Annotated in this window: 16 protein-coding genes; 7 read left to right on the top strand and 9 right to left on the bottom strand. The window is 39.2% G+C overall.

Annotation, left to right across the window (positions count from 1 at the left end; all coding sequences use genetic code 11):
• Nucleotides 1-289: 289 nt before the first annotated feature.
• The 3 genes from QZT26_RS11735 to QZT26_RS11745 all read left to right on the top strand — a co-directional run bounded on the left by QZT26_RS11735 (nucleotide 290) and on the right by QZT26_RS11745 (nucleotide 1,933).
• A complete protein-coding gene (locus QZT26_RS11735; RefSeq protein ID WP_157820518.1) occupies nucleotides 290-733 on the top strand; it encodes a hypothetical protein in 444 nt (147 codons plus the stop codon).
• Between the two features lie 530 nt (nucleotides 734-1,263).
• Nucleotides 1,264-1,605 carry a type II toxin-antitoxin system RelE/ParE family toxin gene (locus QZT26_RS11740; RefSeq protein ID WP_295102324.1) on the top strand — a complete coding sequence of 114 codons (342 nt, stop codon included), beginning with the start codon at nucleotides 1,264-1,266 and terminating at the stop codon, nucleotides 1,603-1,605.
• A gap of 1 nt (nucleotide 1,606) precedes the next feature.
• Complete coding sequence (locus QZT26_RS11745; protein WP_099325243.1) at nucleotides 1,607-1,933, top strand: helix-turn-helix transcriptional regulator; 327 nt, start codon at nucleotides 1,607-1,609, stop codon at nucleotides 1,931-1,933.
• A gap of 200 nt (nucleotides 1,934-2,133) precedes the next feature.
• On the opposite strand, the gene QZT26_RS11750 is transcribed toward QZT26_RS11745, so the two are convergent.
• The 4 genes from QZT26_RS11750 to QZT26_RS11765 all read right to left on the bottom strand — a co-directional run bounded on the left by QZT26_RS11750 (nucleotide 2,134) and on the right by QZT26_RS11765 (nucleotide 4,372).
• Nucleotides 2,134-2,370, bottom strand: a complete 237-nt coding sequence (locus tag QZT26_RS11750) for a DUF2283 domain-containing protein (RefSeq protein ID WP_169703405.1) — start codon at nucleotides 2,368-2,370, stop codon at nucleotides 2,134-2,136.
• A 15-nt stretch (nucleotides 2,371-2,385) separates the two neighbouring features.
• Nucleotides 2,386-2,634, bottom strand: coding sequence for a DUF4258 domain-containing protein (locus tag QZT26_RS11755; protein ID WP_230409966.1), 249 nt, complete (start codon nucleotides 2,632-2,634; stop codon nucleotides 2,386-2,388).
• 343 nt (nucleotides 2,635-2,977) lie between these two features.
• Nucleotides 2,978-3,154 (bottom strand): hypothetical protein, encoded by a 177-nt coding sequence (locus QZT26_RS11760; RefSeq protein WP_295102330.1) that lies wholly within the window; start codon nucleotides 3,152-3,154, stop codon nucleotides 2,978-2,980.
• A gap of 66 nt (nucleotides 3,155-3,220) precedes the next feature.
• The gene (locus tag QZT26_RS11765) at nucleotides 3,221-4,372 is read right to left on the bottom strand and encodes a spore photoproduct lyase family protein (RefSeq protein WP_295102333.1); all 1,152 of its coding nucleotides are present in this window, start codon (nucleotides 4,370-4,372) and stop codon (nucleotides 3,221-3,223) included.
• Nucleotides 4,373-4,682: 310 nt separating this feature from the next.
• Between QZT26_RS11765 and QZT26_RS11770 the strand changes: the two genes are divergently transcribed.
• The 4 genes from QZT26_RS11770 (at nucleotide 4,683) to QZT26_RS11785 (ending at nucleotide 9,101) form a co-directional block, all read left to right on the top strand.
• Nucleotides 4,683-5,498 carry a hypothetical protein gene (locus QZT26_RS11770; RefSeq protein ID WP_295102336.1) on the top strand — a complete coding sequence of 272 codons (816 nt, stop codon included), beginning with the start codon at nucleotides 4,683-4,685 and terminating at the stop codon, nucleotides 5,496-5,498.
• 18 nt (nucleotides 5,499-5,516) lie between these two features.
• Nucleotides 5,517-5,960 (top strand): hypothetical protein, encoded by a 444-nt coding sequence (locus tag QZT26_RS11775; RefSeq protein ID WP_295102338.1) that lies wholly within the window; start codon nucleotides 5,517-5,519, stop codon nucleotides 5,958-5,960.
• 598 nt (nucleotides 5,961-6,558) lie between these two features.
• The gene (locus QZT26_RS11780; protein ID WP_295102341.1) at nucleotides 6,559-7,395 is read left to right on the top strand and encodes a DNA adenine methylase; all 837 of its coding nucleotides are present in this window, start codon (nucleotides 6,559-6,561) and stop codon (nucleotides 7,393-7,395) included.
• 11 nt (nucleotides 7,396-7,406) lie between these two features.
• On the top strand, nucleotides 7,407-9,101 hold the full coding sequence (locus tag QZT26_RS11785) for an AAA family ATPase (RefSeq protein ID WP_295102344.1): 1,695 nt from the start codon (nucleotides 7,407-7,409) through the stop codon (nucleotides 9,099-9,101).
• 91 nt (nucleotides 9,102-9,192) lie between these two features.
• Here QZT26_RS11785 and QZT26_RS11790 read toward each other — a convergent pair whose 3' ends face one another.
• The 5 genes from QZT26_RS11790 to QZT26_RS11810 all read right to left on the bottom strand — a co-directional run bounded on the left by QZT26_RS11790 (nucleotide 9,193) and on the right by QZT26_RS11810 (nucleotide 15,119).
• A complete protein-coding gene (locus QZT26_RS11790) occupies nucleotides 9,193-9,909 on the bottom strand; it encodes a TaqI-like C-terminal specificity domain-containing protein (RefSeq protein ID WP_295102346.1) in 717 nt (238 codons plus the stop codon).
• Entirely contained in the window at nucleotides 9,906-13,178 is a 3,273-nt protein-coding gene (locus QZT26_RS11795; protein ID WP_295102349.1) for an N-6 DNA methylase, read from the bottom strand. The genes QZT26_RS11790 and QZT26_RS11795 overlap by 4 nt, the downstream gene beginning before the upstream one ends.
• A gap of 325 nt (nucleotides 13,179-13,503) precedes the next feature.
• Complete coding sequence (gene tnpA, locus QZT26_RS11800; protein ID WP_164994311.1) at nucleotides 13,504-13,965, bottom strand: IS200/IS605 family transposase; 462 nt, start codon at nucleotides 13,963-13,965, stop codon at nucleotides 13,504-13,506.
• Between the two features lie 349 nt (nucleotides 13,966-14,314).
• On the bottom strand, nucleotides 14,315-14,614 hold the full coding sequence (locus tag QZT26_RS11805; RefSeq protein WP_099325250.1) for a DUF1016 N-terminal domain-containing protein: 300 nt from the start codon (nucleotides 14,612-14,614) through the stop codon (nucleotides 14,315-14,317).
• 1 nt (nucleotide 14,615) lies between these two features.
• The gene (locus QZT26_RS11810; RefSeq protein ID WP_295102352.1) at nucleotides 14,616-15,119 is read right to left on the bottom strand and encodes a hypothetical protein; all 504 of its coding nucleotides are present in this window, start codon (nucleotides 15,117-15,119) and stop codon (nucleotides 14,616-14,618) included.
• Between the last annotated feature and the right edge of the window lie 62 nt (nucleotides 15,120-15,181).

Consider the following 15,181-nt stretch of genomic DNA (forward strand, 5'->3'; position numbering starts at 1 on the left):
TGGACAGGCCGCTCCTACGGAGCTATTTACTCTATTGAATTTTATTGTGCTACAAACAGACCGCCCCTAACGGGGCTACATGGTATTTTTTCTATACCGGGAATTTTTCAAAAAACTAAAGTGTTACGAAACCCGTGGTTTCAGTCTGATTGAGTATACATCACTTTGCTCTGTAGCTTCACCACGCGCATAAGAGCCAAATACAATTACCCGTTCAGCATCGGCGACAATGGCCATATTTTTTGTGACTCGTCTTATTTCATCTTTATTAACAATGAGGTGTACCCCGTTGTCAAGATGGCTTCAAGTAAAACCTGACGGTGAAGAATTCATGAAGCGGCTACAAACCGAAGGTTCTAAGGTTAAAGTTGAATTTCTGATATCGTCTTACGATATACCAGAGGCTGTGCGTGGTTCCTATAACAAAGAGAAGTACCGATTTGTTATTGAATTTAAATATATAGGCGACGAACCAACGAAAGCAGAACCGCAAGATAATTACGTTACATTTGTAATTGGCAAAAATAGTAGTCGGTTATATAGAATTGAAATTGGCGTTAAAGCATTAAGGGTAGAAAAGGTTGAATTGCGAATGAAAATAAAAGATAAAGGCAAAAAAACACTCAACAACCTCATTCAGAAACCAATAAATAGGCTTAGACAGGATAATTACCGGCTCACACAGAAGGCTTTATCTGAAATAGAAGATGAGCTTTACTCACCTTTGTTGTAACACTTTGGTTTTTCGAAAAATTCCAATACTAGCGCTGTTTGCCGCACAGTGTAGGGGCGAAGCATTTGCTATAAATTGTCATAAATGTGTTCATACCCAAACGGGCAAATGCATCGCCCATACTTTTTCAAAAAACTAAAATGCTACCCTCTGTTGGAAATATCTCATAGAAGGCAATTCAGATTATAAGCTCCCGCGAACTCAACTTGGAAAATTGCAAATTCCTGGTAATTTCGGAAATACCTTACTTGATTCTACGAACTAAAATTAGGTATGATGTCGCTTGAATTCAAGTCTGGCAATGATTTTTGTAAAAGAGTTGCAGACCCATATTTATTCAAGACCAGCATTGTCAATAGATAAGGTGACCCCATGACCCTTTATGTAAATCTCATGTTCTCATCAGTATAACTGAAATTTAACAGCGAATTACAGTAAAGCCGTTAAGCGGAAGAAAAAGGGAAATAAGTATTGCACAATCATCCTTAATGTGGGATATTTGATGCGAATATATGACTTAGAAAAGCGAGATGTTAAAATCTATTATTTGGATAGGTTCTTCATTGAAAGACTTGAAAGAATTTCCAAAAGAAGTACAAAGAGAATTTGGGTATGCATTATATCAGGCACAGATGAATAAAAAGCATCACAGAACGAATCCACTAAAAGGTTTCGATGGTGTTATGGAAATTGTCAGTGATTATGATAAAGATACCTACAGAGGAATATATACTTATAAACTGGGAGTGAATATTTACGTGCTCCATGCTTTCAAAAAGAAATCCAAAAAGTTTATAAAGACTCCGAAAGAAGAAATCGAGGTCATAAAGCAACGATTAAAAAGAGCGAAAGAAATAGCCGAAGGAAAATAAGATGAAAGAAGATTATATCGTCGGTTCAGGAAACGTATTTAATGATTTAGACTTTGAAAATCCGGAAGAAGAATTAGCTAAAGCAAGATTGGCTTCAATTATTAATGATATAATTGAGGAAAGAGGACTTTCCCAGGAGCAAGCCGGAAAAATTCTTGGAGTAAATCAACCGAAAATATCTGCTCTAAAAAATGGGAGATTAAAGGGTTTTTCTATGGAACGATTATTTTCTTTTCTAGAAAAATTAGATCAACACATAGAAATAACCATTACCGATAAATCTAAAGTTAAAGCGAAGCGTAGTATTGAAGTCGCATATATACATTGATCTTGTTCGTTTTAAAGGGTTACACATTCCTTTATCTTAAGTTTGATAAGGCAGGCAGTCACATCTGGGTCAGTCACACAATCAGATAATTAGGGGCCACTTCCCATATTGATTGCTTGATCTTGGGAAAATAAGGGAAGTGTCTCTATATTTCCCTGAATAATAGTTGAATAATGAATGCCTGACCCTCTGTCTCATATTCACGACAAGATTACTTCAGATTTTTCTCCGGTTGCTTCGTTAATTACGAAGAGCTTGCCGGCATCTTCCTTTTTCAACTGTTCGTTGGCGTTAAGTAATTCAATCCCATATATGGTACCGTCAGGAGCTATGTCTATGTTAATCTCTTCCCCTACCTTTATTGTCTCCACTCCTGTTGTTTTCTCATGCAACCTTATATAAGCTATGTTGTATCTCGGATCATAGGTTAGTCTCATTTTCTTCCCTCCTTCCTAAAAATATTTGGTTATTACTGTAACAACTATCCAGTCGTTGTTTTCTTTTACGGCAATTGCTTCAATCTGTTTTGTTGCATACTGCATCCCACGCCAAATACCGTCAAAATGAAAGTTTCTTCTGAAACCTGTCCTGCCAAATTTTGCCAGAAAAGTTTCGCCTCTTTCAACAGTTGCGACAACCTCATCTTCTGTTGCTCCACGCTCAGTCATTCGCTCTCTTGCATGCGGATGAAGTTTTACCACTGTTCATTCTCCTTTTTCCCGGATTCTTATTTACGTAATTATACGACATTTTCTTTCCGATGCGGGTTCAGGTTTGCAACTCAATGTTATTAAGTTAAGAATTATTTGGTTAAAACAACTCCCTAAATCCCCCTTTTCTAAGGGGGACTAGAGGAATTCCCCCTTAATAAAGGGGGTTGGGGGGTTGTTTTGCCAGCATTTATTGTGTATTCAAAAAGTCGTTGCCGAAGGCAGCCTGATTTAAATGTTTTTTAAGTACAACCTTGCCTTGATTCTTTCTAAAGAAATTGGTGGTTCAAAGATTTTTATGGGATCAAAAACTATGGCGAACCAGTTTGTGTCTTCAGTTATGGGGCATTGATAGGTTGGTTTTGAAACTTGCATTATGCCAAATACATTTTTGCCTGTAATTGAAATATGAGGGCCTGACCCTGAACTCTCTCCAAGATTCCGGATAAAACCTTTCTTCGTATTCCTTCATTGAATGGTATTCTTGTGCTTTTGCCTTAAATTTTTTCATTATTTATTTCCTCCTTCCTATCTTTCTGAAAATAGTTCGAGAAAAAACTGCGATATTTTTTATATTTTACTCGAGGCAGTTACAATATAAACCATTTACTGGCATACCAAGGTCTTTCCAGATTTTTACATCTTCTTTGCATAGAGCCATTTTTATATTGCTATCATATTTTTTTATTGTATTGCTTATTGTACTAAACATGGAAATGCGGTATTCCTCCGGATAGCGGAGCTTTGTTCCGTCACTTATTAGTCCGGATGTAACTTTCAGCAGAGAGGACTCCGGAAAACGTGAACCTATGTGTGTGGCAAGTCCTTTAGAAGGACGGTATTCACCTATGGTAATTCGTACAGGCTTAACATAACTAAATATTTTTTGAACAAGTTCAAGGTAATCCCTTTTCCAGGTTGAATACCATATAACAGGGTCTATCCTTAAACGTATTTCGTAACCATGTTCCTGTAACTTCTTTGCAGCAGCTAATCGCGCTTCTGGCGCAGGTGTCCGGTGCTCAAGTTGTTGATGAATGATGTCGGTATTGACGCTGAATGACACAATGGTCTTATTGTTATGATTTATATTCAATAAAGAATTAACGTTATCACTTTTCGTGAGAAACAAGAGTCTTGTTTTTTGTGTTTCTTTTGCAACAAAAGGGATAAGTTCTTCAGCAAACCTGGTAATATCTTCTATCGCCAAAGGATCACAAAGTTCTCCAAGATTCAGAATTCTCAGAGTATCGGGTATATTTGCTCTATCAAAACTCACAATCTCCCGAAACATCTTCTCATAATTCACAAAGTGAGTTGATACAGGCATGGTACGGAATGTGAGGTATAAATAACAATATTCACACCAGAAATTACAGTTGTTATAAGCTGTTAATTTATAAAATTTAGCACATCTGCCAATGGGATGTTGGAATTGTTCGATAAACGGACTTGTACGGTTCTTTAACAGAAGTACGCCTCTTTCACGTCTAAGTTTTTCCGCCCCCTTTTCGCCGTTCATTGAAGGAGCCTGATCAAGCCATTTCAATGGTAAATGTGCTCTTTCTGCTATCTTTTCAGCGCTATAACTATCACACTTACCACGAATAGCCCGGATTTCTGAAACAAGGGAATGTCTGTATTCTTTTGTTTTATACGATACAGATGGTTCTTTTATTATTAGGCCAACTGCCGTATCTTTATCCTCATTCAATGCATCATTTAACATTTATAGTTCCAATCGGTATTTGTCAAAATATCATTTACGATTTTATTGGCAACATCTTTTTGTGAAGCAAAGTATAAGTAATACAACGGGCCGTTTTTTTCACTTCTCATCAATATAGGCTTTGGCACATTCTTAAAGCCAGCCATATCTTTTAATCTTTCCACAAATTCTAAAAACTTTAAAGTCAAAAATCACATTTGATTTTTTGTAGGTCTATTGAGTATAGTGTTATTCCGAATGAAAGATAAATAAATAAAAGTCGGAATAGTCTTGTTGTTTTATGTTTAACTGAAAATGTTAAGGCGCATTAATGTTAAGACAAGAACTCTCTGAGAAAGTATATTCTTTTCTACAAAAGGTTAAATATATATCCGGAGGGATTGTTTTATTTGTAAGTGCTTTACTTAAAGCGAATGTACCATACATACCTTTTATATCTTCCTTTTTTGACCTTTGCCAGCATAATGCATGGTGGATTATTATACTCTTTACTTGTGCTGGAGGACTGTCACAATTTTTAAACAATCGCATAGGTTCACCAGACATTTGGCGGGTTGTACAACATATTCTTGATCAATACCGAGAAGAGGTTTTTAGTAAAGATGAAAATACTAAAGAAGATGCTGAACATTTTCACCGTATAACACTTTTTAAACATTTTAAATGGCGTTGGGCGTTAGTAAGATCGCCTTGGTCTGGGTGGGTAGTGCCGGTTGCGAGGTCTGGTTCAAGAACTAAAACAAAAATCCAATGCTTTCTGGCATCAAAAGAGCACCCAGACGACGCCGAAGGTGTTGCTGGACAAACATGGGCACGTAATCGCACAGTAATAGTTTCTGATTTGCCAGATTTGAATATAGACAATCCACAAGAAACCGATATCATAGAATATGCAAAGAGAGCATTTGTGACAAAAGAATGGATATGTAACCGAATGCAAACCAATAGGAGAGGATTACAATGTCGCTCATTATTTGGCATTTGTATTGAGGTAAAAGGTATTCCCTGGGGCGTTTTGGTAATAGATAGTCGAAATCCGGAACCCTCTCGGCTTAGAAAATCTTATAAAAACGCTAAATTAGAAGCCTATAAGGATATTTTAAGTAAGCTTCTTGAAAGAGTATAAATCAGAAAGGAGAAAAGCATGTCAAGATGGCTTCAAGTAAATCCTGACGCTGAAGAATTCGCGAAGCGGCTACAAACCGAAGGTTCTAAGGTTAAAGTTGAATTTCTGGTATCATCATACGATATACCAGAGGCTGTGCGTGGTTCCTATAACAAAGAGAAGGACCGATTTGTTATTGAATTTAAATATATAGGCGACGAACCAACGAAAGCAGAACCTCAAGATAATTACGTTACATTTGTAATTGGCAAAAATAGTAGTCGGTTATATAGAATTGAAATTGACGTTAAAGCATTAAGGGTAGAAAAGGTTGAATTGCGAATGAAAATAAAAGATAAAGTCAAAAAAACACTCAACAACCTCATTCAGAAACCAATAAATCGGCTTAGACAGGATAATTACCGGCTCACACAGAAGGCTTTATCTGAAATAGAAGATGAACTTTACTCACCTCTGTTGTAACACCTTAGTTTTTCGAAAAATCCCAATAATAGCGATGTTTGCCGTACAGTGTAGGGATGAAGCATTTGCTATAAATTGTCATAAATACGTTCATACCCAAACGGGCAAATGCTTCGCCCCTACTTTTTCAAAAAACTAAAATGTTACCCTCTGTTGGAAATATCCCATAGAAGGCAATTCAGATTATAAACTCCCGCGAGCTCAACTTGGAAAATTACAAACTCCTGGTAATTTCGGAAACACCTTACTTGATTCTACGAACTAAAATTAGGTATGATGTCGCTTAAATTCTATTCTGGCAATGATTTTTTGACCCCATTCTCCTCTTGGATACATACATAATCAGGGTGTTCAAGAACGGATATAGGATTTCAGGCGTATTGTTGAAATTGAAGAGGGCGAGAGCCTTGATTTTGAGATTGTGCTGAGGGGGGATGTAAATAAATACACCCCTTCATCCCTTACGCTTGAATTCTAGCCAAAACCAAACTTACAGAACTTATGTGAAAGAATAAAATAATCTTGCAATTCTATTCTTTTTTGCTCTAATAATTTTTACGGGAAAAAATACTTTCCTATCATCTTATTGGAATTAATTATGCCAACAACACCAAGCCCCTTGCGTTACCCAGGTGGCAAAACCGTTTATGCAGATATGATCTCATGGATTATCCAGAACAATGGTTTATCCAGCTGCTTATATGCCGAACCCTTTGCTGGTGGTGCCGGAGCCGCAATTACCTTGCTACTTAAAGGTCATGTCAAAGAAATTTGGTTGAATGATTTCGATCCTGCTATTTATTCCTTCTGGAGAGCAATTTTAGAACACACCAATAAATTTATTCGACGTATTAACAATACGCCAATCACGGTGTGTGAGTGGAGAAAGCAAAAAGAAATATACAGGAAAAATGATACTGACATGTTTTCTCTTGGGTTTGCCACATTTTTTCTCAACCGTTGCAATAGGGCGGGTATTTTGCGGGCAAATCCAATCGGCGGCTTAATGCAAAATAGTACGAATAAAATAGACGCCCGGTTTAAGAAAAAGATATTGATATCAAAAATCCAGGCGATTGCAGAGCAAAAGAGGCGGATACGCTTGTTTAATCTTGATGCTCTCGACTTCATTAAGGAATTAAAAAAGGCAAGGCAAAAAACTCTTATTTATTTCGACCCGCCTTACTATAAGAAAGGTGAATTGCTTTATTTAAATCATTACCGCCATAAAGACCACGAACGCTTGTGCAAGCAAATTATTAAATGTCAGATGCCTTGGCTGCTTTCATATGATGACCAACCTGAAATAACCGGGCTTTATAGTGGCATGCGTACTTATCTCAAGAATCTACGGTATTCAGTAGCAACCCCTTCTGTTGGACGAGAATTAATTATCAGCAACTTGCGGATGCCTGAGTATTTGGAAACCATTTAAAATGGGTAACTATGACAACCAATGGCGTGAAAATTAACAAAATCAGCATTGAAGACTTTCGCCGGTTTCATAATATCGAATTTGCTATAGGCTCCTGCGTAACATTGATAGCCGGTCAAAATGGGACAAACAAATCTACCATTTTGGGAATGCTTAGCCAACCATTCTCATTTGGAGTTATTCGAGGCAAGACAGCCGGTCATCCTGACAATTCAAGGTATACCGACAATTATCATGGAATAAACCTGGCGGATTTTAAAGACCTGACGGGAAATCCTTACAATTATGATTGTGAAGACGTTTTCCGGTTATCGAAGGTTCATGATACTATTGACAAAAGGTATTCATACCGTCTCCGTCTCTCCGGTAATTGCATAACCTCAAAATCTCCCATTTATCAAGACGGCCTACTTATCAGAACACAGCTAAGGCCCGATACGAAACGTATTCGCTTTGTTGCAGGTCCTAATGCAAGCAGCGAAGCTGGTGAAGGAAATTTTCCACATCCAGTTATATACTTTGGATTAAACCGGCATTGGCCGCTGGCGTTAGTCAAAAGAATGTCCATCGGGGACCACACAGAAATCGATGATAGGGACAAGGAATGGTACATTGAGAGATACAAGCAAATACTTCTCCTTGAAGAGGCTACGAATAAAGCAGAATTTATACAGGCAGACAAAGGCCCCAAAAAAGATTTCGTCGGTGTATCAAGCAAAGATTATAACAGCGAAAGTTTTTCCGCCGGGCAGGACAATCTTGGTCAAATTCTTACGGCAATACTTTCCTTCAAAAGTCTTCAGTCAAAGCTTAGTGATAAATATCAGGGCGGGCTAATATTAATTGATGAAATTGACTCAACATTGCACGCCGATGCACAGGCGACACTCCTTGAGACATTATGTGAAACGGCAGAAAAATATCACCTTCAAATTGTCGGCACCACACATTCGCTGTTTTTGTTGAAACATGCCTTTCGGTCGAAAATTAAAAGTAAAGTAAAAGTGATTTATCTTAAAAGAGAGGACGACAATGTCGTTGACAGTGGCTATTCCACGTTTGAAGATATAGAGAATAATTTAAAGGCTACGGCACAACCAAAACGCACCAAGAAACCGCAAAAAGTCTCTCTAATCTTTGAAGATGAAGTTGGCAAGAATATGTTTTTTGCGATTGTTGGAAACACGCTTAATCAATACTTCCATCGCGTTGAAATGGGCAGTCTCGATGCGGGGTCACTGGCAAACCTGGCGTCATTGTCATTGCAAGTCCCGGAACTTGAAAAAGTCATCCTGATTCCAGATGGAGATGTAAAGAATTGTACAAAAAAATCAAAAAGTCTCATTTTTCTTCCCGGAAGCTCCCGTCCTGAAACATTGTTGTATGAGTGTTTAAAAAATCTATCTGATGCAGATACTTTTTGGCGTGATTGTCAGGCCAAAGGTTATTCCAAGCAGGTGGCCATCATAAAACAGGAGAAGATTCCTAAAGAACCAAATGAAGCAAAAAAATGGTATAAAAGTTGGTACAAAACACAAAGTCAGTATTGGGGTAGAGAAAATAGAAAGGCATTTTCCAAATGGGCTATCAACAATAAAGGTTTATGCATGGAGTTTTGCCGGGAATTCTTTAAGATTCTTAAGCGAGTTTCATCCGAAGCTATACCCAAAGAAAAAACAGAACGTATTTTAGAAAAATATTTATGACTCTGTTGATTAAGTCCTCAAAACAATCATTTTTGAAGAATATCGGTTTCATAACCCAGGATAAAACGGCACTTAATTTTTGACATTTTTGTTACTCTTTCCCTTCAATGAGTTTTATCTCCGGTATTTCCCAACTTTTAGCCATTGCCGCGCTTACCGGATGTTTGCGGTCTGAGAGTTTTTTGTAAATCTTTTCTATGGTTTGCAGTTTCTTTTCTTCGTTCCAGTCGTTTTTGAATTCCGGCAGTTTGGCAATGTGCTTCAGCACCTCACAGTCGGCGGCTTTGATTTCGTCGGGGAAGTAGAGTTCGTACACCATGCCGTCAATGATTGATTCGAAAAGGTCTGATTCCTGCTCTAAATTGCGTTCTTTGCAGAACAGGATAAAATCAACCAGGATTTCGAAGGGAAGTTGGGATTCTGGAGAAAGTTTGGGGACGAGGAGAAGTTCGATAAAAACCTTCTTATACCGGAAAGTGTTCCCGCGAAGGTCACCGCCCGCATAAAATGTTCTGAAAGCGTAGGTAAGGAGCTTTGAGTTGAGCAATGCTGTTAAATATTTCAGCCGTTCGCCAGTGACAATGAAGGTTGTTGCTTCGGGATAGAATGAATTTGTGTCGTAGTGGAAGGCCGAATCAAAAACGATTTCGGCGTAAAATATCTTTTCCTTTCCAATTTCATTAAAATATGCACAGTTGCGCAAGTTTGACCAGTGGTCGCCCTGGTCATAGCGTTTTTCAACTTGCCCTTCCATAATCTTATTGATTCCATTCAAATACTCCCAAATAGCCGGATAATCTTTCTTCACATCAACCCGCGGGATATGCACCCATTCTTATCCGTATAACCATTATGTGTATTTATCAACCACAAATCCGCAAACTCCGCCTTATATCTCTTAATATCCCTTCCACGTAATATCGGCTTTATAATTTCCGCACTCTTCGGATCTTTAGCAATCAACTCATCTTTCTTCTTACCGTCAATAATGAACGCTTCGTTTAATCCGGTCAATATTCCCCGATAAATCAAGATATTCCAATCCTTCAGCGGCACACCAATTTCTTCAATTCGCTTCTTGATTGCAGTTTGCTCACCCTTGACAACCACAAACGAATTCTCATTGAACAAAGGCTCGTATTCCCCTTGTTGCACGAGCAAATCATCAAGAGACGCATCGCTTGCATACACCTTACTTAAATCCCACGCCCTGGTTTTTACTTCCTGTTTGTCTTTCTTCCAAACCAGAATGTTTGTATAGGTAGTTGCATTCTCAAAAATCGGAGAATCGCCAAAGTCAATCAACTGCGAAATAGCGCCATTACCCGTGAAGAACTTCCTCATCACCCTTCCATAATTCGCCCGCATCCATTTATTACTCGTAATAAACGTCAGCACGCCACCGTTCTTCATCAACCGGTATCCACGTTCATAAAACAAGCAATACACATCACCTGTCTTTGTATATGTTTCATACTTCTGCTTTTCCCAATCCTTCTGCTGTTGCTGCATTCCGGAAAAGTTCTGTATCTGCACATACGGCGGATTCCCAATCACAACATCAAACCCCTCTTTAATCCCAAACATCCACTCCGAGTCAAAGAAAGTAGCTGAGTTGTTCTGGTCGTAAGGATCCCAGGCGGCTATTTTTTTGGCAGTGGCAGGTTGGAAGTCATGGTTTTCTATTAGCAATTCAGCCAGTTCGTTACGCAATTGTTTGTCTTTTATACGGCAGGTTTCCTTACGCCTGGGCGTCCGGGCTTCAAAGTAATCGTGCCGCACCTTTTTCAGTTCGGCCTTTTTCTTTTCTATATCAGGGTTGGTAAACAAATGCGCCTTTTCTTTTTCCAGCCCTATCAATGTATTGGCAGCCACAAATTTCGTTTCCAGGTTTGGCAGGGGACGTACTCCTAAGTTGTCTCTCCTGTGATTTACCTTTTGATCAACAATCAGGGAAATAAAGAACCGCAGCTTGGCTATCTGTACGGCGATGGACTGTATATCTATACCATAAATGCAGTTCTCTATGAGGTAGAGCTTGCGTCCATAGTCAAATTCGTTGTTATCAAAGGCTTCTTCAATATCTCTGCGCGTGTTGTGCAGGTCTTCAATTACTTTTTCCCTGACACGGGTGTCTGAAATGCCTTCGGCATCTTCAATCAGTTTATCTACCTTATCTAACTGCCGTTGTTTCCATCGGGCGTTGTTGGGATCGAGTTTATGCAGTATATGAACCATCTTGTGCAGTATGCCCATTGGGAAAGCCCCGGAGCCGCAGGCAGGGTCTAAAATCTTACAGGTATCAATCGCCTTAACCAGAACCCCGGCTTCCTCAGTATTGAAAGGATTGGGGTTTTCAGAATAACTGAGCAGGTCGCGTAATCTTTCTTCATTTTTGCCGGTGTTGTTAGATTCTTCGCTTCGCGCAGAATGACAAAATGAGTCAGAATGACCGGATGTGACATCATGACAAGATGAGAGAGATTGCTTGAGGTAAGCCAGCAATGATTCGTCCACCATGTAGTTTACAATCTCGCGCGGGGTGTAGAATGAACCGGTTTGTTTGCGGGCAGTGGTTTGGGTTTCAGGATTGTAGTTGGCTAAAAGGTTTTCAAATACCTTGCCAAGCAATTCGGGGTCGAGGGCTATTTCTTCTTCTATGGGTGTATTTTCAGCAACAGTGAATTTATAGCTGTTCAGAATGTCAATAATCCCGTAAACCTTTTCTTTACTTTTTTTGGGTGAACTGTAGATCCTGCTTAAATCGACGTCCACACCTTTTTCGTTAAAAAACAGATCGTCCGGCACTTCCAGCGCATTATCTTCCCGGTCGCTGAAGCTGTCGATGCGGATGCGTTTTCGTTTGCCTTTATCATCCAGTTCCTTATCCAGGCATTCAAACAAACCGCCGTTGAGAAAAGGGATCGGAGAAAAGTATTGCTCCAGTGTTTCTTTTGGTTTTACAAATTCATTCTCGTAACGGAATACGTTGTGGATGAAATAATGTCCATCGCGTCCGCTGTCATTTTTAGTCCTGAACCTGCGTTTACCCATTTCGGTGTTTAGTGTAGCAAAGAACAGGTTTTGCAGGATGGCTTTATAGTAAGTGCTTTTCTTATTGTCAGTATATTTGAGCAGTTTCTTTAACTGCTTCTCATCAAATAATGCATCAGGAACCAATCCTTTTTCTTTCAGGAACCAAACAAACATCAAACGGGTGATGAGACGGATAACACTTGTTGCATTGCGTACATCTTTGTCCTTTCCTGCATCATCAGGAAACACCACTTTTTGTGTGGCCCAAAAATACCAGTTGGCAAGTTCCCTGAAGAAACGTTTGTTGAGTTCGGAGGTGTCTAATGCCTTTTGCCAGGCATTGTGCAGTTCCACAAAATTGGTGAATTTGTGTTTGTTTTTTAGCTCATCAAATGAAAGGTCGAAGAGGATTTCGATGTGGGCGCGGTGGGTAACCGCGCCATTGCCCGAAACAACCCCCTTACCCCCTTTTTTAAGGGGGATTTCTACATCACTCCCGCCAGCGGGGGATATGCGGATGTCTTTGATGAGGGTTACTTTTTCAAGCACATCTTTACTTTTGTCCCGTTTGTGCAGACGGCGATTAATAGCAGAAAGGGTAAGTGAAAAACCGTGTTTGAATAAAATCATTACAGGCATGGGAAACAGGCGATTGACTTCACGGGTGATGTGTGAAAGATCGGTTCTGGTGTAGTGTTCTTCCGCCATTTCTATGGCAAAGAACAAATACGTTTCAATGACAGTGCGGTCAACCTGTTTGGTATCAAACAGTGACAATTGCCTTGTCACTTCTTCCTTAGAAAGTTGGAAAAGCAGGTCAACATATTTCCACTCTTTTACCAATGCCTTGTCTTCATTGAACCTGGACTGACTATCTATGAAGGAATCTCTGAATGCAATATAGGCAGGCTTTTCCAAAGGCGCCCGGCGTTCGGTAATATAGCCAAGGGTTTGAAAGAGGTTTAATGCATTTTCGGAAAGGTTGCCAGCGCCAAATTGCTGGATGGCTTCCTTTATTTTTTGCCTGAGGTCTTTCGCCATAATCATGCCACCCCTTCGGGCTTTCGTTTATTATAATATTTTAGTTTTTTGAAAAATTCCACAAATGAGATGATTACCTTTCCCTGTAGTGGCAATGCGTTTCACATGCGCTTCGCTTTCTCTTCGAGTTATGAATTGCCGCTATATATATTGATACAAAGGTATTTTGCAGTTTTGACGTTTTCACAAAACTAGCATGTTACCGTTTTTTTTGATTCAGTTTACAATCTTTACAATCCCGAAGGGATGTAATTATTATAGATTTAATGAAAGAAAACCACCAAACCCCGAAGGGGTGTAATTATTATAGCAATTATTTATTTTATTATTCCAACCAATCAAACAAATATTTTTCATGGAATTCCACATTGAATCTTTTCAAAAAATCCGAATATTCTTCCTTAAATGTCTTCCGCTTATGATGTTCTTCCTGGTTCAAAATATAGTTGTAAACTGTTTCGATCTGGCTATGTGCATAGGAGAAGGCTCCGTATCCTTCCTGCCATGAAAATTTACTTCTAATCAATTTCCGATCATTTATGAAATTCGTCGTATTGTTTTTCACATCCCTGACCAAATCAGAAATAGCCATGGACGGTTGTAACCCTATAAATATATGCACATGGTTGGCAACGCCGTTAACGATTATAGACTTTTGTCCCTTATTTTTGATGATACCAGCCATATATTTGAACACCTCATCTCTCCAGGGTTTTTGCAGCAGATTCGACCTGCCGTTTACGGCAAAGATTGCCTGTATGTATATTTGTGTGAATGTTCCAGACATGATTTTTTATTCTATAATCATTTCACCCCTTTGGGGTTGTTGTTTGTGGTTATTCTTTGGCTATAATCATACCAGCCCTTCGGGCTTTTTGTCATATTGTACCAGTTTAGTTTTTTGAAAAACATGATTTTTTCAGCTATTCCGCAGCCCTGACAGGGTTTCAAAACTCTGTCAGGGTTAAATCAGCGAGTAGGACGCACCCTGCGATGTTACAATTTTTGTAACATTTTAAGTAAAGAATCCACCAGCGAAACAGATAGCTTTGGGTTTATCCCTATAAGGGGATGAGTTTATCCGGTGGGACTTGCATATCGATACTATGCAATTGGTCAGTCACTGGCTGACGATTTTACGGTAGCATCAATTGGGCAGTCAGTGACCGCCTGATTTGCGGATAGGTTTGGTAAAACTGCCTGAATAGCTTTAAGTTACGGCAAGATAATCCTTTATTATCAAAACGTTCCGAAAGATTTTGCAATAGGTTTTCGCCATAGGTAGCCCGGTCTTCCCCTTTTTGCTCATACTCAACAATGTAAAAACCAATTAGCCAGTTACGGATTGTAATATGGCGGTTAATTGCCGTTACAGCCGATTGTTGCAAGGCAGTATGGGTCTGCTGTATGGTATTAACTAAGAATTCAAATTTCATATTACTTTATGACTAACCACGTTACTAACTCAAAATTATCCAAATCATGCACCTGTTTCGACTGTGGTATCAATAATGCACCACGGTCAGTGGTGAGTTTTTGATTGCTGCGTTTTCTGAATACATGACTTATTTCATATACGGCTTTTTTTAGCAATTCAGTATACTTACCCATCTCCTCGCCATTCCTGGTTTCTGTATTGAATAATTCACAAAGCTTCTCATAAGGCGCTTTGCGCCCCTGACACATCAGGCGGTAGATTTCCAGTATCTGTTTGGCGTTGGTGTAATTGAAACGAACCGTCCCGTCTTCGCGGATGTATGCCAGGAAGTAAGGCTGCAATGGGTTTACTTCTTCGTTGCCGCCGGTATCTCCTTTTTGCCTCAGGCAATATACCACACCCGGTTTGATAATATTCTTTTCGGCCGGTTTGATAATACCTAAATCCTGCAAACAAGGCAAAGCCTTGTTGCAGGAATAGGATTGAAATGGTAGGATTTCCAAGGTATTCGGCGGTATATTGATAACAAAAAACACCTGAAAGGAGATTCACCATTTCGATGAAG

The sequence above is a fragment of the uncultured Candidatus Kuenenia sp. genome, from assembly GCF_900696675.1.
Lineage (GTDB): Bacteria > Planctomycetota > Brocadiia > Brocadiales > Brocadiaceae > Kuenenia > Kuenenia stuttgartiensis_A.